This window comes from Massilia sp. GER05, assembly GCF_052056005.1.
Lineage (GTDB): Bacteria > Pseudomonadota > Gammaproteobacteria > Burkholderiales > Burkholderiaceae_D > Telluria > Telluria orientalis.
The window spans coordinates 3,005,004-3,022,361 of sequence record NZ_CP178858.1 but is presented as its reverse complement, the minus strand read 5'-3'; the positions used below and the strand labels follow the sequence as shown (position 1 = coordinate 3,022,361).

The following is a 17,358-nucleotide window of genomic DNA, read 5'->3' as shown; positions in this document are numbered from 1 at the left end:
ACGATTGGTGGATTTCAAGTACGATAATCGTTATCGCGATAATTTCCTGGATAATCATGCCTGACGATAAAGACGCCCGCGCCCAAGCTGCCCGCATGGCGGACTTCATGTGCTTTGCCATCTACTCGACCAATCTGGCTTACTCGCGCGTGTACAAGCCCGTGCTGGACGCGCTGGGCCTCACCTATCCGCAATACCTGACGATCATCGCGCTGTGGGAACAGGACCGGCAGACGGTCAAGGCCTTGAGCGAAAAGCTGTTCCTCGAGCCGAGCACGGTAACGCCGATGCTCAAGCGGCTGGAAGCAATGGGCTATGTGCGCCGCGAGCGCGACAAGGAAGACGAGCGCAACGTCCGCATCTCGCTCACGGACGCGGGCCGCGCGCTGCGCGAGAAGGGATTGGGATTCGGCAAGCAGACGGTCGCCGCGTCCGGCCTCGGTCCGGAAGAATTCCCGCAGCTGCAGAAGGCCATCGTGCAATTGCGCGACAACCTGATCGACGCGGCGGGCCGGACGGACAGCTGACGCTCAGACTTCCGCGACGGGTGCCGCGCGCGCTTTCAGTGCGGCGATGACGAAATCGACCGTCGTGGCGAGTTGCGCGGCGTCGGCGCCTGCCTTCGCGCTGATGCGCATGCCGCGGATGGCCGTGTGGATGAAGTGCGCGGCCGCCGCCGGATCGAGCCCGGCCGCCAGTTCGCCCGCCTGGCGCGCGCGCGTCAGCACCTCCGCGAAGATGTCTTCCGCCACCCGCTGCGAGCGCTCGACGAGTGCCTGCACGTCGGCGTCGGCTTGCCCGAATTCCGCGATGGCGTTGACGCTGAGGCAGCCGCGTGCGCGCAAGGCCGCATCCGCGCCGGCGATCTCGCGCAGGAACGCTTCCAGTGCGCCCAACGGCGACCGTCCCGCCGCAAGACGGTGCTTCAGCGCCGCGCCACCCGTGTCCGTGTAATGCGCGAGCGCGGCCAGATAGAGCTGCTTCTTGTCGCCGAACGTGTCGTACATGCTCTGGCGGCCGATGCCCATCGCGCGCACCAGGTCGTCCGTGGACGTCGCCTCGTACCCCTGCTCCCAGAACACCCGCACCGCCGCATCGAGCGCCGCGGCCGGATCGAATACCTTCGTTCTCGCCATGTTTTTTAATCTTGACTAGTCAGTCCAGAATGGAAGTATAATCGATTCTCCATTTTGGACCAATCAGTCAAGAAAGGCTCACCATGACCTCCCTCACCGGCAAGATCGCATTCGTCACGGGCGGCTCGCGCGGCATCGGCGCCGCCATCGTCCGCCGCCTCGCGGCCGACGGCGCCACGGTAGCGTTCACCTACGTCAGCGCGCACGACCGCGCGCTGCAACTGGCGGCCGACATCGACGCGGCGGGGGGCCGCGCCCTGCCCCTGCGCGCGGACAGCGCCGACGCGCAGGCGCTGCGGCAGGCCATCGCGGGCGTCGCGGCACAGTTCGGCCGCATCGACATCCTCGTCAACAGCGCGGGCATCCTCGTCCACAAGGACCTCGGCGAGACCACGCTTTCGGACTACGACCGCATCGCCGCCGTCAACGTGCGCGCCCTGTTCGTCGCCACGCAGGTGGCCGCGCCACACATGGGACAAGGCGGCCGTATCGTCAACATCGGCAGCATGGTGGCGGACCGCGCGGGCAGCCCGGGCGTGGCGTTGTACGCGATGAGCAAGGCGGCCGTGGCCGGCCTCACGCGCGGGCTCGCGCGCGACCTCGGTCCGCGCGGCATCACGGTGAACAATGTGCAGCCGGGGCCGACGGAGACGGAGATCGTCGCGGACGAATCCGTACGCGCGTACCTGCGCGCGCAGATCCCGGTGGGGAGGATGGGGCAGGATGCCGAGATCGCGGGGCTGGTGGCTTACCTCGTCGGGAACGAGGCGGGGTATGTCAACGGGGCGTCGTTGACGATCGATGGCGGATTCGTCGCCTGAACGGCTTACCTGCCGTAGCCGCTGGCCTTGAGGATCGCGCCCGGATCGCGCAATTCGATGAGCTCACGGATCGCGGCGCGCTTGTCGGCCGCGCGCGCCACGTACGCTTCGGCGATGCGCATGCCGACCCAGTAGCCGGCCTCGCACGGCCAGCCCTCGGGCGCGGAACCGCAGTTCGCGAACCAGCGGCGGAAATGGGGACTCGCGACCAGCCTGTTGACATCGCCACCGCCCCGGATGGCTTCGCGGTCGCGCTCGAATTCCTGCCATAGCCAGGCTTCCTGCGGACGTGCCCAGGCGTCGCGGTCCTGATGGGGAATCGCGCCCGTGACGAGCGTCGCGAGATAGTCGGCGACGCCCTCCGTCAAGGCCTGGCCCAGAAGGAAATCGGCCAGTTTCGCCGGTGTGTCGCCGTCCTGCCAGGTGTGGACCGTTTCGTGCGCAAAGAAGCCGCGCATCACGGTGCGGAACTGCTCGGGCGTGGTCCCCGGCGCACAGATCACTTCGAGGCCGAGCACCTGCCTGTCGTTGCTGGCGGTGCCGCCCGACGTGCGGGCGCCGAAGACGACGTCGATGGCGGGCAGCGGGCGTTCCGGCACCAGGCCCGCAAACGCGAGATAGATCGCCCGCAGGTCGCTACGCAACGCCGGCAACCGAGGCAGGCACTCGCGAATCGCGTAGCGGTAGCTGTCGGGATGCGCGGCGACCGTCTTTGCCAGGCGCTGCGCGTCGATGATCCGCGGCGCCGGCGTGAAGACCTTGACGCCGGGCCCAGCCCCATCCAGATAACCGCGCTGCAACGCATCGGCCGTCGGCACGGCGCCATCCTGCATGAGACTCGCGAAACGCAGCGCGTCGCGCGCGTCGATGTCGACCGTCAGCGGATCGACGCCCGCGGCCAGGACGACGCCCGTCCATAGCGACAGCACGGGCAGAAGCAGCTTACCGAACTTCATCCATTGATCCTCTCTGTAGCGCCAGGCGCGCGCGACGCAGTGTACAGGAGGGGTTGCCTTTCCGGCAAGTCAGAACCGTTCGGCCTCGTGCAGATACCGCCAGCGGCCAACCGGCAGCTGGCCCAGCGCCACGCGCCCGATGCGCAGCCGGCGCAGCGATGTGACGGTCAAGCCGACCTCCGCGCACATCGCAATGACCTGCCCGGGGCGGACGTCCTTGCCGGCCAGGCGCAGCCGCGCCTCGCTTTGCCAGCTCGCCTTCAGCGGCACGGTCGCCCGGCCCTGCACGCGCATGCTCGCGTTCAGCCGGGCGAGCCCATCGTCGGCGATGGCGCCCGTCACTTCGGCCACGTACTCCTGTTCGACGCGCGCGCCGTCCTCGACCAGCTTGCGCGTCACGCGCCAATCCTGGCTCAACACGAGCAGGCCGCTCGCTTCCGGTTCCAGCGGCGTGACGATCGTCAGCCGCGACAAATGCCGGCGCAGATAACGCAAACCCGGTGCGTTGGGCATTGCGGCCAGCGTCTCGGGCGCGATCAGCGCGAGCGCCCCGGCCGCATCGACGCCGGCCGGCTTGTGCAGCAGGATCGTCACCGGCGCCGGTTCGACGGGTTCGGCGCCCGGCAGCAGCGCCACCGTCTGCGCCGAGGTCACGCGCGTCGCGGGATCTTCGACGACGTCCCCGTCGACCGTCACCCAGCCGCCTGCGATATAGCGTTCGGCTTCGCCGCGCGAGCACGGCACCGTTTCGGCCACGCGCTTGGCGAGGCGGATTCCTTCGTCACTCATTATGCTTTCCAGTCGCGGAAGAACGCTTCGAACGCGGCGATGGTCGTCTTCACATCCACGGCCGTCACGTCCAGGTGCGTCACGAGGCGCGTGTGCGGGCCGATCGAGGCGCGGATGCCCTGGCGGCTCAACGCCTCTGCCAGCTGCGCGCACGCGGCTTGCGGGATCTCCACATAAAAAATGTTCGTCTGCGGCGTCGTCACCGTGAGCTGCTCGATGCGCGCGAGGCCGGCGGACAGGTCGGCCGCATGTTGATGGTCCTCGGCGAGGCGCTCGACATTGTGCTCCAGCGCGTAATGCGCCGCGGCCGCGATGACGCCGGCCTGGCGCATGCCGCCGCCCAGCATCTTGCGCCAGCGCTTGCCCTGCTCGATGAACGCCCTGGGTCCGAGCAGCACGGAACCGACCGGCGCGCCGAGGCCCTTCGACAGGCACACGGACACGGTGTCGAAACCGGCCGCCGCTTCGCGCAGCGAGATGCCCTGCTTGACTGCGGCGTTGCAGACGCGGGCGCCGTCCAGGTGCGTGACCAGGCCCTTCGCATGCGCGAGGTCCGTCGCCGCCTTCACGTAGTCGCGCGGCAGCACGCGGCCGCCGATCGTGTTTTCCAGCGCCAGCACGCGGGTGCGCGCGAAGTGCATGTCGTCCGGCTTGATGTACGCGGCGATGTCGGAGATTGCGATCGAACCGTCCGGCTGGTTGGCGATCGGCTGCGGCTGGATCGAACCCAGCACCGCGGCGCCGCCGCCTTCGTACTTGTACGTGTGGGCTTCCTGGCCGACGAGGTATTCGTCGCCGCGGCCGCAATGCGTCATCAGCGCGATGAGGTTCGTTTGCGTGCCGCTCGGCGCGAACAGGCCGGCTTCGAAGCCGAACAGTTCGGCCGCGAAGTCCTGCAGGCGGTTGACGGTGGGGTCGTCGGCGTAGACGTCGTCGCCGACGGCTGCATCGGCCATCGCGGCGCGCATCGCGGCGGACGGTTGGGTGACGGTGTCGCTGCGCAGGTCGATCCAGCGGTCGTGGTGGTCGCTCATGTCGTCGGCTCGCTTGTCGTTGGCCCGCTTGTCGTTGGCTCGCCTGTCGTTGGCCCGCTTGTCGTTGGCCCCGTATAGAAACGCGAAGAGAGTTCCTGGAGGCCGACTTCGGCCAGCACCTGCTGCAGGCGCTCGGCCGGCCGGCGGCGCGGCAGGTTTTTATAGGTGGCGACGATCAGCTCGTTCTTCATCGAGTGTTCCCAGCCCACCAGTTCCGTCACGGTGACCTGGTAGCCGTGCGCCTCCAGCTGCAGGCAGCGCAGCACGTTCGTGATCTGGCTGCCGAATTCGCGCGTGTGGATCGGATGGCGCCAGATTTCCGTCAGCGCGCTGCGGCCCAGGTCCTTGCCTTTATTCTTGCGCAGCACGGATGCGACTTCGGCCTGGCAGCACGGCACCAGTACGATGTGCTTCGCGTGCTTCTTCAGTGCGAAATCGATGGCGTCGTCCGTCGCCGTGTTGCAGGCGTGGAGCGCCGTCACCACGTCGATCGTGGCCGGCAGCTTGTCGGACCCGGTGGACTCCGCGACGGACAGGTTCAGGAACGACATGCCCGGGAAGCCCAGGCGTGCGGCCAGTTCCGTCGACTTCTGCACGAGTTCCTCGCGCGTCTCGATGCCGTAGATATGGCCGCCGTTCTCCCTGCCCTTGAAGAACAGGTCGTACAGGATGAAGCCGAGGTAGGACTTGCCGGCGCCGTGGTCGACCACGGTCGCACTTTCCCCGACATCCTTCAGCAAGGGCTCGATGAACTGGACGAGGTGGTAGACCTGCTTCAGCTTGCGGCGGCTGTCCTGGTTCAGCTTGCCGTCGCGCGTGAGGATGTGCAGTTCCTTCAGCAGTTCGATCGACTGCCCCGGCTTGATTTCCGGGGCTTGTTGGTAAATCGTGGGGGCTTCTTTTTTAGCGGGCTTCATCTATCCAGGCTGCCTGTATGGCTTCCAATACGCGCTCGCCGCCGCGCGTGCGGTCGTCGTCGAAGCCGTCCAGCGCGACGACCCAGTTATGCAGGTCGACGAAGCGCACGGTGGCCGGATCGACGTCCGGGTGCTGTTCGTACAAGGCCTCGGCGATGGCCGTGACATCGGTCCACTTCATGTGTCCCCCGTCGTGATCAGTGGTTCTCGGCTGCGTGGTTGATCGTGTACTTCGGGATCTCGACGACGAGGTCTTCGTCGGCGATGATGGCCTGGCAGGACAGGCGCGAATTCGGCTCGAGGCCCCAGGCCTTGTCGAGCATGTCCTCTTCCTTTTCCTCCTGCTCGTTCAGCGAATCGAAGCCTTCGCGCACGATCACGTGGCACGTGGTGCATGCGCACACGCGGTCGCAGGCGTGTTCGATCTCGATGTCGTGCTCGAGCAGCGTGTCGCAGATCGACTTGCCGCTCTGGCCTTCGAGCACGGCGCCTTCGGGGCAGAAGACGGGATGGGGGAGGATGACGATTTGTGGCACTTCTTGACCTCTTGTGTTTGTTTGTTCTGGGGTACCGATCTCGGTCCGCCCCCCTAAAACCGTCATCCCCGCGTAGGCGGGGATCCAAGTTGAGTTACCGAAGTCGGTGCACCCGCGATACCGCACACGTTGCGATTCCTGATGCTCAGCTTGGGTTCCCGTCAAGGCGGACGGCCAGTCCGGGAACGACGTTGTATTACCGTTCGAGTTTAAACCTGGTCGAGCGATTTACCCGCCAATACCTTGCGCACGCTCTTGTCCATGCGCCGCGCGGCGAATTCCTCGGTGCCGCGCGCCAGCGCCTGCACCGCGTCGTGCAGTACGTTCTGACGCGAGTCCGCGTCGATGGACGTATCGTTCGAGCGCGCCGCCGCGTCACGCACGTCCTGCATCAGTTGCGCGATCGTGTCCTGCTCTTCGGCGTTCAGCAGTTCGACGTCGGTGTCGAGCGCGGATTGCGTGGCCAGCAGGATGCGCTCGGCCTCGACCTGTTCCTCGCGCAGCGCGCGCGCGACCATGTCCACTTGCGCCGAGTTGTACGAATCCTGCAGCATGCGCGCGACCTCGTCGTCGCCGAGGCCGTACGACGGCTTCACGGTGATCGACGCTTCCACGCCGGAGCGCATCTCGCGCGCCGCGACGGACAGCAATCCGTCCGCATCGACCTGGTACGTGACGCGGATGCGCGCCGCGCCGGCCGCCATCGGCGGGATGCCGCGCAGTTCGAAGCGCGCCAGCGAACGGCAGTCGGACACCAGCTCGCGCTCGCCCTGCACCACGTGCACGGCCAGGGCCGTCTGGCCATCCTTGAAGGTCGTGAATTCCTGCGCACGGGCGCACGGGATCGTGGAATTGCGCGGGATGATCTTCTCGACCAGGCCTCCCATCGTCTCGATGCCCAGCGACAGCGGGATCACGTCCAGCAGCAGCCAGTCGTCGCCGGCCGCGCGGTTGCCCGCGAGGAGGTTCGCCTGGATGGCGGCGCCCAGCGCGACGACCTTGTCCGGGTCGATGTTCGCGTGCGGGATCGTCTTAAAGAAGTCGCCGACGGCACGGCGGATGTGCGGCATGCGCGTGGCGCCGCCGACGAGCACGACGCCATCGACGTCTTCCACGGACACGTTCGCGTCGCGCATCGCCTTGCGCACGGCGTTCATCGTCTTCGCGACGAGCGGCTGCGTGATCTCGGCGAAGGTCTTCGCGGTGATCGTCACCTGCACGACCTCGCCCGATTTCAGGATCGCCTCGACGGTCGTCTCTTCGTTCGTCGACAGCAGTTCCTTGGCCTGGCGCGCCTTGACCATCAGCGTGGCGGTGTCGACTTCCGACAGCGGCGCGAGGCCGGCCTGCTGGGTGATGTAGCAGAACAGGCGCTGGTCGAAGTCGTCGCCGCCGAGCGCGGAATCGCCGCCCGTGGACAGCACTTCGAACACGCCTTTCGACAGCTTGAGGATCGAGATGTCGAACGTGCCGCCGCCCAGGTCGTACACGGCGAACACGCCTTCCTTGCCGTGGTCGAGGCCATACGCGATGGCGGCGGCCGTCGGCTCGGACAGCAAACGCAGCACGTTCAGGCCGGCCAGCTGGGCCGCGTCCTTCGTCGCCTGGCGCTGCGCGTCGTCGAAGTACGCGGGGACGGTGATGACGGCGCCGACGAGTTCATCGCCCAGCGCATCTTCCGCGGTCTGGCGCAACGTGGCCAGGATCTGCGCGGAGACCTCCACCGGCGACTTCACGCCCGCGACGGTTTTCACTTGGACCATCCCGTGACCGCCTTCGCGGCCACCATCGACGAAATCGTAGGGCAGGTTCTCGACGTGGGCGATATCCTTCAGGCCGCGGCCCATGAAGCGCTTGACGGAGACGATGGTGTTCTTCGGATCGGTGGTGCGGGCCGCCATGGCCTTGTAGCCGATGTTGGCGTGGCCGTTCGGGAGGTAGCGCACGATCGACGGCAGCAGCGAGCGGCCGTCCTCGTCGGTCAGCACTTCCGGGATCGAATGACGCACGGTCGCGACGAGGGAATTGGTGGTGCCCAGGTCGATGCCCACCGCCAGCCGGTGCTGGTGCGGCGCGGTCGACATGCCGGGTTCGGAGATCTGCAGTAGTGCCATGGTCGTGTTACCTAATCTTCTTGTTAGATACTGTCGCAAATTGCGTAGGGTGGGCATCCCATGCCCACGCGGATGCCAGCGTATTGCGGGCGTTCGCGTGGGCACAGGGGTGCCCACCCTACGGAACTCGTTCGACGGCACGACAAGGATATCCATCGCGCCGTGTTCATATTCAACTCTCCAATGCCTCGAACGCGTAGTGCAATTCGTCGCCGAATTTATCGAGGAACATCAGCGCCCGCACGCCCTGCGCCGCCTGCGGGTAGTCCCCGGCGTCGAGCAGCTTGCCGACCTGCGCCAGGCGCTGCTTGCGCTCGCCGCGGATGCGCGCATCGAGCTCGTCGAGCGCGCCGGCATCCTTCGCGTCGCGCGCGTCGGACAGCGCTTCGCGCAGCTCCATCTGCTCCATCAGGAAGTCCATCGGCATCGCGGTGTTCGACTCGGTCTGCAGGTCGACGCCATTCAGCTCGCACAGGTAGCGCGCGCGGAGCATGGGACTCTTCAGCGTTTGATAGGCCTCGTTGGCGCGCGTCGCCCATTGCATCGCGACGCGTTTTTCCGCGTCGCTCGCGTTCACGAAGCGGTCCGGATGGACGCGGCCCTGGACCTCGCGGTAAGCCGCGTCCAGCGCGTCCATGTCGACGTCGAACCTGGCCGGCAGCTGGAACAGCTCGAAATGGTTTTGCACGTTCCGGCGCTCCCGGTCAGACGCGGAAGCTTTCGCCGCAACCGCAATTGTCCTTGACGTTGGGGTTGTTGAAGCGGAAGCCTTCGTTCAGGCCCTCGCGGGCGAAATCGAGCTCGGTGCCGTCGATATACGCCAGGCTCTTCGGATCGACGAAGACCTTCACGCCGTGCGATTCGAAGACGGCGTCTTCGGGGCTGGCTTCGTCGACGTATTCCAGCTTGTAGGCCAGGCCGGAGCAGCCGGTCGTGCGCACGCCGAAACGCAGGCCCACGCCCTTGCCCCGGCGTTCGAGGTAACGGTTGATGTGCTTTGCGGCTTTTTCGGTCAGGGTCACAGCCATTTCAAAAATCTCCAGCTTCGTGTGTTGCTACGTCATTTGGTGGGCTCGGGGAGCCCACCCTACGATGGCGGGGCCGTAGGGTGGGCACCCCGTGCCCACCGCACCGATCACGCGGCTTTTTCTTCGGCGCCGTGCTTCTGCTTGTAGTCGGCGACGGCCGCCTTGATGGCGTCTTCGGCCAGGATCGAGCAGTGGATCTTCACCGGCGGCAGCGCCAGTTCCTCGGCGATCTGCGTGTTCTTGATGGCCAGTGCTTCGTCCAGCGACTTGCCTTTCACCCACTCGGTCACGAGCGAGCTCGATGCGATCGCCGAGCCGCAGCCGTACGTCTTGAATTTCGCGTCTTCGATCACGCCGGCTTCGTTCACCTTGATCTGCAGCTTCATCACGTCGCCGCAGGCCGGTGCGCCGACCATGCCGGTGCCGACGTCGTCGGAATTCTTGTCGAACGAGCCGACGTTGCGCGGGTTTTCGTAGTGGTCCAGGACCTTGTCGGAATATGCCATGGTAGTGCTCCTTCGTGTCTGTTCAGTGAATTAGTGGGCGGCCCACTGGATCGAGTTCAGGTCGATGCCGTCCTTGTGCATTTCCCACAGCGGCGACAGTTCGCGCAGCTTGCCGACTTTTTCCTTCAGCAGCTTGACGGCGAAGTCGATGTCTTCCTCGGTCGTGAAACGGCCGATCGTGAAGCGGATCGAGCTGTGTGCCAGTTCGTCGCTGCGGCCCAGGGCGCGCAGCACGTACGACGGCTCCAGCGACGCCGACGTGCAGGCCGAACCCGACGAAACGGCGATGTCCTTGACGGCCATGATCAGCGATTCGCCTTCGACGAAGTTGAAGGAGACGTTCAGGTTGTGCGGGACGCGGTGTTCCATGTCGCCGTTGATGTAGACCTCTTCGATCTCCAGCAGGCCCTTGGCCAGGCGGTCGCGCAGCGCCTTGATGCGCGCGAGCTCGGTGTCCATCTCTTCCTTGGCGATGCGGAAGGCCTCGCCCATGCCGACGATCTGGTGCGGCGCCAGCGTGCCCGAACGCAGGCCGCGCTCGTGGCCGCCGCCGTGCATCTGCGCTTCCAGGCGCACGCGCGGCTTGCGGCGCACGTACAGCGCGCCGATGCCCTTCGGACCGTAGGTCTTGTGCGCACTGAAGCTCATCAGGTCGACCTTCAGCTCTTCCAGGTTGATCTCGACCTTGCCGGTGGCCTGCGCCGCGTCGCTGTGGAAGATGATGCCCTTCTTGCGGCACAGCTCGCCGATTTCCCTGATCGGCTGGACCACGCCGATCTCGTTATTCACGAGCATGACGGAGACGAGGATCGTGTCCGGACGCATCGCCGCTTCCAGCTGCTCCAGCGTGATCAGGCCATTGTCCTGCGGTTCCAGGTAAGTCGCCTCGAAGCCCTGGCGTTCCAGTTCGCGCACGGTGTCCAGCACGGCCTTGTGCTCGGTCTTGACCGTGATGATGTGCTTGCCCTTCGACTTGTAGAACTGCGCCGCGCCCTTGATTGCGAGGTTGTTCGATTCGGTCGCGCCCGAGGTCCAGATGATCTCGCGCGGATCGGCGCCGACGAGCGCCGCGACTTGCGCGCGCGCCTCTTCGACGGCCGCCTCGGCGCTCCAGCCGTAAGCGTGGCTGCGCGACGCCGGGTTGCCGAACTGCTCGCGCAGGTACGGAATCATCTTGTCCGCCACGCGCGGATCGATCGGCGTCGTGGCCGAGTAATCCATGTAGATCGGGAAATGCGGCGCAGTCACGAAGCTCTGCTCGATTTTTTTGTCCAAGGGCGCGTTCATCAGTTCACTCCAATATGCTTAGCTTCAGTATTGTCCGACGGCGCGTGGCGGTGCATCACCACGACGTTCTGTTCTTTCTGCTTCTGCTGGTCGACGAGATCCTGCAAGGTCACCGAGTCGAGGAAATCGACCATCTTCGCATTCAGCGTGGCCCACAGTTCGTGGGTCATGCAGCGCGTGCCGCTGGAGGCATCGGCGCCATGACAGTTTTCCTTGCCGCCGCACTGGGTCGCATCGATCGGCTCGTCGACGGCGATGATGATGTCGGCGACAGTGACCTTGTCGGCGCTGCGCGCGAGGCTGTAGCCGCCGCCCGGGCCGCGCACCGACTCGACGATCTCGTGGCGGCGCAGCTTGCCGAACAATTGCTCCAGGTACGACAGCGAAATAGCCTGGCGCTGGCTGATGCCCGACAGCGTGACCGGACCATTGCCCTGGCGCAGGGCGAGGTCGATCATCGCGGTAACGGCAAAACGGCCTTTGGTGGTCAGACGCATCAGAACCCCGGTTGGTTTTCCAGACAGTGTTAAAATCTTGCTTCTCTTCAACCCGTCACGTTTTCACCTGTCCTGCGGGACGTTGAGAAAAACCTGATTAGTTGATCGATTTAGTCAAGTATAGCGTATTTCGCCAGCCTTTGCTTGGCCCCCTCTTTTTTAGCCGCAGTGCAGCAAACGCAACGACAATTCGGGGTCAGAGCCCTTTTTTTGGCAATGGCTTCCCGCCAAGATTCGCGCCGGCCATTGGCGCTTCGGTCAGCGGACGACATGGTAGCTGCCTCGAAATCGTGGCTGCCCTCATCCAGTCGAATGGCATTGGATCAATTGCGCAAAAATGTGCTCTGACCCCGAATTTAACGGCGGTGCAGCAAATGCATCGGGCCGAACAATGTCTGCATGCCTTCGTGGCGGATGAACGACAGGTTGTACGGGTGCTCGGCGTGGATCTGCGGGAGGCCGGCCGTCTCCGGCACCTTGTTCAATTGCTCCGCGATCTTGCCCCACAGGACCAGCGTCGGCTTGTCGGCCCGTTCCGCCAGTGCGGCGAACACGGCGCGCTGGAACGGTACCCACGCACGCGCTTCCTGGACCGGCGGCACGTGCTTGCGGAACACGAGGGCCGCATTCAATAACAGGAACCCGTGGCCGAGCAGGTTGTCCTGCAGCTCGGCCAGGGTCTGGATCGAGCCATCCGTTTGCGCCGCCTTCGCGACCGGGGCCAATGCCGCGCCGCCCGTGTCGTCCTCGCTCAGGCGGCCCTCGGCCACGAGCAGCATCTTCATGAAGTTGCGCAGCGACGTCGCGCGGTTGACGGGCTTCGACAGGCCCGTCTCCGACCACAATGGTCCGACGGCACCATCCATGAAGCACACGCCGGTCGCGCTCTCCTCGCGCGGATACGGCCCCTCCCCCACGAGCACGTAGCGCACGTTCGGCAGCGGCAGTGCGAACGCCGCGAACAGGCGGCCGCCGGTCGGCAGATATTGATCGTTGGCGAGGTCCGGCAGGTAATCCGGCGTTGCGCGCATCATCGCGTCGAGACCGGTGATCAGATGGGGGCGCCAGGAGGCGTCGGCGCGCTGCGAGGCTTCGAGGATGGGCGCGGGAATGGGCATGGTGTCGTTGCGAGTCAAAGAGCCGCAGATTGTAGCCGAGCCGGCTTCGCACAAGACCTGTATTTACGGACTGTTCCGCGAGTCAACGTAGCGTCCGATCTTCGCGAAAGCGTGCATCATGCATCGCCGTGTGAACATCAGGAGGAGTTCAAATGCAGACCATTCAGGATGTGATGACCCGCGACGTGCAAAGCATTTCGCCACAGGAAACCGTGCAGCGCGCCGCGCAGATGATGGATGAATTGAACGTGGGGTCGATCCCCGTGCTCGATGGCCAAAAGCTCGTCGGCATGATCACCGACCGCGACATCACGGTCCGCTCGACGGCGGCCGGCCAGGCCCCGGATCGGACACGCGTGGGCGACGTGATGAGCACCGACGTGCGCACCTGCGCGCCGAACCAGACGGTGGACGAGGTGCTGGGCCAGATGGGCGACGTGCAGATCCGCCGCGTGCCCGTCGTCGACGAGCAGTCGCAGGAAGTGATCGGCATCGTTTCCCTTGGCGACATGGCGGCCAAGCATTCGGCCGGCATCGACCACACGCTGGAAGAGATTTCCACGCCGGCCGAGCCGGATCGCTCGACGCTTGGCTCGCAGACGCGGCACTGAGCAGCGCCGCGTCTTCGATCAGCCGGTGCGCTTTACTCGGCGTCCGGCTGGTTGGACGGATGCGCCGCCACGAAGGCGGGCAGTTCGATGCACGCCGCGTTGATGCGCGCGATGTTCGGATAGACGGCAACGTCGATGCCGTGGCGCTGCGCATTGAACACCTGCGGCACGAGGAAACAGTCGGCGATCGTCGGCAGGTAGCCGTGGCACAGCGGGCCCGCGCTCGGGTCGCGCGCCAGGTGTTTCTCCAGCACGTCGAGGCCGCCCACGAGCCAGTGGCGGTACCACTGCGTCTTGGTCTCTTCCGACAGGCCGAGGTCCTTGACGAGGTAGCGCAGCACGCGCAAATTGTTCACAGGATGGATGTCGCAGGCAATAATCTGCGCGAGCTCGCGCACGCGCGCGCGGCCGGAAGCATCCTTCGGCAGCAGCGGCACCTGCGGGTATTCGTCCTCGAGGTATTCGAGGATGGCCATCGACTGCGTCAGCGTGATGTAGTCGTCCTGGAAGGTGGGGACGAGACCGCTGGGATTCATCTTGACGTAGTTCTCTTGCAGCTGCTCGCCGCCGCCACGCAAAAGGTGCACCGGAACCGCGTCGTACTTCAGCCCCTTCAGGTTGAGCGCGATACGCACCCGGTATGCGGCCGAACTGCGGAAATAGGTATAGAGCTTCATTCCTTCCTCCCGTGATAGTGTGCTACCTCCTGGTCGATGGCGCCGAACACGCTGGCGCCGTCGGCATCGAGCATCTCGATACGGACAGTATCGCCGAAGCGCAGGAAAGGCGTGGCCGGCGCGCCCTGTTCGATCGTCTCGTACATACGCAGCTCCGCCAGGCAGCAATACCCCACGCCGCCGTTGGCGATGCTCGATCCGTGCAGGCTGCCCTGCTTGTTCGACACCGTGCCCGAGCCGATGATGGAACCGGCTGCCAGTTCGCGCGTCTTCGCGGCGTGCGCGACCAGTTGCGCGAAGCTGAACGTCATGTCGTCGCCCGCGTTGGGACGGCCGAACGGCCGATCGTTCAACGTCACCAGCAGCGGGAGGTGCAGCTTGCTGTCGCGCCAGGCGTCGCCGAGCTCGTCCGGTGTCACGGCCACCGGGGAGAACGCGCTGGCCGGCTTGGACTGGAAGAAGCCGAAGCCCTTTTCCAGCTCCTTCGGAATCAGGTTGCGCAGGGAGACGTCGTTGACCAGCATGACGAGGCGGATGGCCCGGGCCGCCTGCTCCACGGTAGCGCCCATCGGCACATCGCCCGTCACGACCGCCACTTCCGCTTCCAGGTCGACGCCCCACTCCTCGGACAGCACGGCGATCGGGTCGCACGGGCCGACGAAGGCATCCGAGCCGCCCTGGTACATCAGCGGATCCGTATAGAACGACGGCGGCACCTGCGCGCCGCGCGCCTTGCGCACGAGTTCCACGTGGTTGATGTAGGCGGAGCCGTCGGCCCACTGGTAGGCGCGCGGCAGCGGCGACGCGCACTCTTCCTCGATGAAGGATTCCGCCCCGGCGGCCGTGCCGGCATTCAATTGCTCATAGACCTGGCGCAGCTTCGGCGCGACGTGGTCCCAGTCGTCCAGCGCCTGCTGCAGGGTGCGGGCGATCCTGGGGACCGCCTGGCAGGTGACCAGGTCCCGGCTGACGACGACGAGCGTGCCGTCGCGCCCGCCCGACTTCAGGGTAGCGAGTTTCATGGCGTTTCCTTCAACGATTAAGTGTTTCCGCCATTAAAAATTAAAACGGACTATCATACAAACAATATTTTCCGCTCTATTTATCGGATTTTCTGATGAATCCTACCCTGCGCCAGATGCGCGCTCTCGTTGCCCTGGCAAAGACCGGTAACTTTACGCTTGCCGCGCAGTACATGCACGTTACACAGTCGGCCTTGTCCGGTTTGATCAAAGAGCTGGAACAGACGCTCGGCGTCCGCGTCGTCGACCGCAGCACGCGGCGTATCGCCTTGACCGAAACGGGGAACGAGCTGTACCCCCTATTCAGCCAGATGATCGACGATCTCGACCGTGCGCTTGCGAACATTGCGGACCAGGCGCAACTCAGGAAGGGCATCGTGCGCGTGGCCGTGCCTCAATTGATGGCCTGCACCCTGCTCCCGCAGGTGATCGCCGCGTGGCGCACGCGCTACCCGGACATCCGCATCAGCCTGTCCGATTCCCCGGTCGAGGCCGTCACGACGCGCGTGCTGTCCGGCGAGACGGACTTCGGCATCGGCCCGGAACGCGACGGCGCCCCGCAACTGGAAGCACGCGAGCTGATGGAGATGCCGTTCGAAGCGGTGCTGCCGCCCGATCATGCGCTGGCGAAGCGCCGCCGGCTCGGCTGGAGCGACCTGGCCGCGCATCCGCTGATCACCTTGCGCGGCCAGTTCACGGAGCGGCTGCTGGCGGACATGAGCACCGGCGCCGCCGACGCCAAGGCCGGCGGCGCGGATACGCTGCGCGACCTGACGCTGCGGCCGGCCCACGAAGTCACGTACATGACCACCGCGCTGGCGCTGGTGGCATCCGGCCTGGGCGTCACCGTCTGCATGCCTTACGCCGCCCCGCTCGTGCGCCTGCACGGCCTGCGCATGCTGCCGCTCGACGCGCCCGTGCTGACGCGCCGCTTCTTTGTCTACACACGCGAACAGCGGTCGCTGTCGCCGGCCGCGGCCGCCTTCATCGCGTTCCTGTTCGACTGGGTCGGCGCGGCCGACAATCCCGCGGGCGCATTGCGGCCGCGCGCCTGACGCCGCCGAACGGCCGCGCTAGAATGCAGCTTCCTCCACGCAACCTCCTTTCATCGATGTCCCATAACACCATCGCGATCAACCAGCGCATGGACAGGTTCGACAACCACGCCAGCGTCTGGCTGTTCGGCTACGGCTCCCTCATCTTCAAGGCCGACTTCCCCTACATCGAGCGGCGCCCCGCCAGCATCACGGGATGGACGCGGCGCTTCTGGCAAGGCTCGCACGACCACCGCGGCACCGAGACTGCGCCGGGCCGGGTCGTGACCCTGGTGCCGGACCCGGACGCGACGTGCCACGGCATGGCCTACCTCGTCACGCCCGAGGAATTCGCGCACCTCGACTACCGCGAAAAGAACGGCTACCTGCGCCTGGCGACCGACATCCGCTTCGAGGATGGGAGCGCCACCGAAGGCCTCGTCTACATCGCCACGCACGAGAACGCCGCGTACCTCGGCCCGGCGAGTGAGCGCGACATTGCGCTACAGATCGCCACCGCGCGCGGCCCGAGCGGACCGAACAGCGAATACCTGCTGGAACTGGCCAAGGCCCTGCGCGCACTCGGCAAGCCCGACCCGCATGTGTTTGAGATCGAACGGCACCTGGAAGAGTTCCAGCGCCGGATTTGATATCGCGCGAACCCGGCGCCGCGGTGCGCGCGGCAGCTTTATGTTCTAATCCTGTCGAGCTTTCACGCACAGGAGACCATGATGCAACCACCGCCGCATCCGCCATCGGCCAGCGAACTCGACGAAGACACGCTGGCCTTCGTGCGCAAGGTCTTCCACTTCGCGCGCACCGGCGAGGCCGCCGAACTCGCGGCGCTGCTGGGCCAGGGCCTGCCGCCCAACCTGCGCAACGAACGCGGCGACAGTCTCTTGATGCTGGCCTGCTACCACGGCCATGCGGACGCGGCGCGGGTACTGCTGGAGCACGGCGCCGATCCGGAAATCATGAACGACGCCGGCCAGACCCCGCTGGCCGGCGCCGCCTTCAAGGGGGACCTGGCGATCGCGACCCTGCTGCTGGACCACGGCGCGGCGGTCGACCACGCGGGCCCGAACGGCAAGACGGCGCTGATGTTCGCCGCGATGTTCAACCGCGGGGATATCGTCCGCCTGCTGCTGGCGCGCGGCGCCGACCCGTTCCGCCCGGACGCGGACGGCAATGCGATCCTCGACGCGGCGCGCAGGATGGGGGCGGACGACACGGCCGAACTGCTGGCGGCGGCGACCAGCGAGCGCTGAGCCGCTC

General features: G+C 65.8%; 22 protein-coding genes. 6 read left to right on the top strand and 16 right to left on the bottom strand.

The features are described from left to right. The first annotated feature begins 56 nt into the window (after nucleotides 1-56). On the top strand, nucleotides 57-527 hold the full coding sequence (locus tag ACL58G_RS13525) for a MarR family winged helix-turn-helix transcriptional regulator (protein WP_413384226.1): 471 nt from the start codon (nucleotides 57-59) through the stop codon (nucleotides 525-527). A 3-nt stretch (nucleotides 528-530) separates the two neighbouring features. Here ACL58G_RS13525 and ACL58G_RS13520 read toward each other — a convergent pair whose 3' ends face one another. Beyond that, nucleotides 531-1,136 carry a TetR/AcrR family transcriptional regulator gene (locus ACL58G_RS13520; protein ID WP_413384224.1) on the bottom strand — a complete coding sequence of 202 codons (606 nt, stop codon included), beginning with the start codon at nucleotides 1,134-1,136 and terminating at the stop codon, nucleotides 531-533. A gap of 83 nt (nucleotides 1,137-1,219) precedes the next feature. Between ACL58G_RS13520 and ACL58G_RS13515 the strand changes: the two genes are divergently transcribed. Beyond that, a complete protein-coding gene (locus ACL58G_RS13515; RefSeq protein ID WP_413384222.1) occupies nucleotides 1,220-1,957 on the top strand; it encodes a 3-oxoacyl-ACP reductase family protein in 738 nt (245 codons plus the stop codon). Nucleotides 1,958-1,962: 5 nt separating this feature from the next. Here the strand turns inward: ACL58G_RS13515 and ACL58G_RS13510 are convergent, their stop codons facing one another. From ACL58G_RS13510 to ACL58G_RS13450, 13 genes are all read right to left on the bottom strand, one after another. Next, nucleotides 1,963-2,913 carry a hypothetical protein gene (locus ACL58G_RS13510; protein WP_413384220.1) on the bottom strand — a complete coding sequence of 317 codons (951 nt, stop codon included), beginning with the start codon at nucleotides 2,911-2,913 and terminating at the stop codon, nucleotides 1,963-1,965. Nucleotides 2,914-2,982: 69 nt separating this feature from the next. Further along, nucleotides 2,983-3,702, bottom strand: coding sequence for an RNA pseudouridine synthase (locus ACL58G_RS13505; RefSeq protein WP_440967315.1), 720 nt, complete (start codon nucleotides 3,700-3,702; stop codon nucleotides 2,983-2,985). Next, nucleotides 3,702-4,736: a low-specificity L-threonine aldolase gene (ltaE, locus tag ACL58G_RS13500; RefSeq protein ID WP_440967314.1), complete on the bottom strand. Its 1,035-nt coding sequence runs from the start codon at nucleotides 4,734-4,736 to the stop codon at nucleotides 3,702-3,704. Before ltaE ends, ACL58G_RS13505 begins: the two co-directional genes overlap by 1 nt. Continuing rightward, nucleotides 4,733-5,653, bottom strand: a complete 921-nt coding sequence (locus tag ACL58G_RS13495) for a class I SAM-dependent methyltransferase (protein WP_440967312.1) — start codon at nucleotides 5,651-5,653, stop codon at nucleotides 4,733-4,735. Before ACL58G_RS13495 ends, ltaE begins: the two co-directional genes overlap by 4 nt. Next, nucleotides 5,640-5,834: a Fe-S cluster assembly protein IscX gene (gene iscX / locus ACL58G_RS13490; RefSeq protein ID WP_036230754.1), complete on the bottom strand. Its 195-nt coding sequence runs from the start codon at nucleotides 5,832-5,834 to the stop codon at nucleotides 5,640-5,642. The genes ACL58G_RS13495 and iscX overlap by 14 nt, the downstream gene beginning before the upstream one ends. 16 nt (nucleotides 5,835-5,850) lie before the next feature. Beyond that, nucleotides 5,851-6,189, bottom strand: coding sequence for an ISC system 2Fe-2S type ferredoxin (fdx, locus tag ACL58G_RS13485; RefSeq protein WP_413337702.1), 339 nt, complete (start codon nucleotides 6,187-6,189; stop codon nucleotides 5,851-5,853). A 209-nt stretch (nucleotides 6,190-6,398) separates the two neighbouring features. Beyond that, nucleotides 6,399-8,303: a Fe-S protein assembly chaperone HscA gene (gene hscA, locus ACL58G_RS13480; protein WP_413384212.1), complete on the bottom strand. Its 1,905-nt coding sequence runs from the start codon at nucleotides 8,301-8,303 to the stop codon at nucleotides 6,399-6,401. A 172-nt stretch (nucleotides 8,304-8,475) separates the two neighbouring features. Then, the gene (gene hscB, locus ACL58G_RS13475; protein WP_036230761.1) at nucleotides 8,476-8,991 is read right to left on the bottom strand and encodes a Fe-S protein assembly co-chaperone HscB; all 516 of its coding nucleotides are present in this window, start codon (nucleotides 8,989-8,991) and stop codon (nucleotides 8,476-8,478) included. 16 nt (nucleotides 8,992-9,007) lie between these two features. Next, nucleotides 9,008-9,331 (bottom strand): iron-sulfur cluster assembly protein IscA, encoded by a 324-nt coding sequence (gene iscA / locus ACL58G_RS13470; RefSeq protein ID WP_025511908.1) that lies wholly within the window; start codon nucleotides 9,329-9,331, stop codon nucleotides 9,008-9,010. Nucleotides 9,332-9,438: 107 nt separating this feature from the next. Then, nucleotides 9,439-9,837 carry a Fe-S cluster assembly scaffold IscU gene (gene iscU / locus ACL58G_RS13465; RefSeq protein ID WP_413384210.1) on the bottom strand — a complete coding sequence of 133 codons (399 nt, stop codon included), beginning with the start codon at nucleotides 9,835-9,837 and terminating at the stop codon, nucleotides 9,439-9,441. Nucleotides 9,838-9,867: 30 nt separating this feature from the next. Then, complete coding sequence (locus tag ACL58G_RS13460; RefSeq protein ID WP_413384208.1) at nucleotides 9,868-11,124, bottom strand: IscS subfamily cysteine desulfurase; 1,257 nt, start codon at nucleotides 11,122-11,124, stop codon at nucleotides 9,868-9,870. Next, complete coding sequence (gene iscR, locus ACL58G_RS13455) at nucleotides 11,124-11,621, bottom strand: Fe-S cluster assembly transcriptional regulator IscR (RefSeq protein ID WP_413384206.1); 498 nt, start codon at nucleotides 11,619-11,621, stop codon at nucleotides 11,124-11,126. The genes ACL58G_RS13460 and iscR overlap by 1 nt, the downstream gene beginning before the upstream one ends. 356 nt (nucleotides 11,622-11,977) lie before the next feature. After that, nucleotides 11,978-12,739 (bottom strand): uracil-DNA glycosylase, encoded by a 762-nt coding sequence (locus ACL58G_RS13450; protein WP_413384204.1) that lies wholly within the window; start codon nucleotides 12,737-12,739, stop codon nucleotides 11,978-11,980. 152 nt (nucleotides 12,740-12,891) lie between these two features. Between ACL58G_RS13450 and ACL58G_RS13445 the strand changes: the two genes are divergently transcribed. After that, on the top strand, nucleotides 12,892-13,350 hold the full coding sequence (locus ACL58G_RS13445) for a CBS domain-containing protein (protein ID WP_413384202.1): 459 nt from the start codon (nucleotides 12,892-12,894) through the stop codon (nucleotides 13,348-13,350). A gap of 32 nt (nucleotides 13,351-13,382) precedes the next feature. Here the strand turns inward: ACL58G_RS13445 and maiA are convergent, their stop codons facing one another. Both maiA and ACL58G_RS13435 read right to left on the bottom strand, forming a co-directional pair. After that, nucleotides 13,383-14,027: a maleylacetoacetate isomerase gene (maiA, locus tag ACL58G_RS13440; protein WP_413384200.1), complete on the bottom strand. Its 645-nt coding sequence runs from the start codon at nucleotides 14,025-14,027 to the stop codon at nucleotides 13,383-13,385. Then, on the bottom strand, nucleotides 14,024-15,049 hold the full coding sequence (locus ACL58G_RS13435; RefSeq protein ID WP_413384198.1) for a fumarylacetoacetate hydrolase family protein: 1,026 nt from the start codon (nucleotides 15,047-15,049) through the stop codon (nucleotides 14,024-14,026). Before ACL58G_RS13435 ends, maiA begins: the two co-directional genes overlap by 4 nt. Nucleotides 15,050-15,144: 95 nt before the next feature. Between ACL58G_RS13435 and ACL58G_RS13430 the strand changes: the two genes are divergently transcribed. The 3 genes from ACL58G_RS13430 to ACL58G_RS13420 all read left to right on the top strand — a co-directional run bounded on the left by ACL58G_RS13430 (nucleotide 15,145) and on the right by ACL58G_RS13420 (nucleotide 17,351). Further along, complete coding sequence (locus tag ACL58G_RS13430) at nucleotides 15,145-16,104, top strand: LysR family transcriptional regulator (protein ID WP_413384195.1); 960 nt, start codon at nucleotides 15,145-15,147, stop codon at nucleotides 16,102-16,104. 56 nt (nucleotides 16,105-16,160) lie between these two features. Then, nucleotides 16,161-16,733: a gamma-glutamylcyclotransferase gene (locus ACL58G_RS13425; RefSeq protein ID WP_413337694.1), complete on the top strand. Its 573-nt coding sequence runs from the start codon at nucleotides 16,161-16,163 to the stop codon at nucleotides 16,731-16,733. A gap of 78 nt (nucleotides 16,734-16,811) precedes the next feature. Then, the gene (locus tag ACL58G_RS13420; RefSeq protein ID WP_413384193.1) at nucleotides 16,812-17,351 is read left to right on the top strand and encodes an ankyrin repeat domain-containing protein; all 540 of its coding nucleotides are present in this window, start codon (nucleotides 16,812-16,814) and stop codon (nucleotides 17,349-17,351) included. The last annotated feature ends 7 nt before the right edge of the window (nucleotides 17,352-17,358 follow it).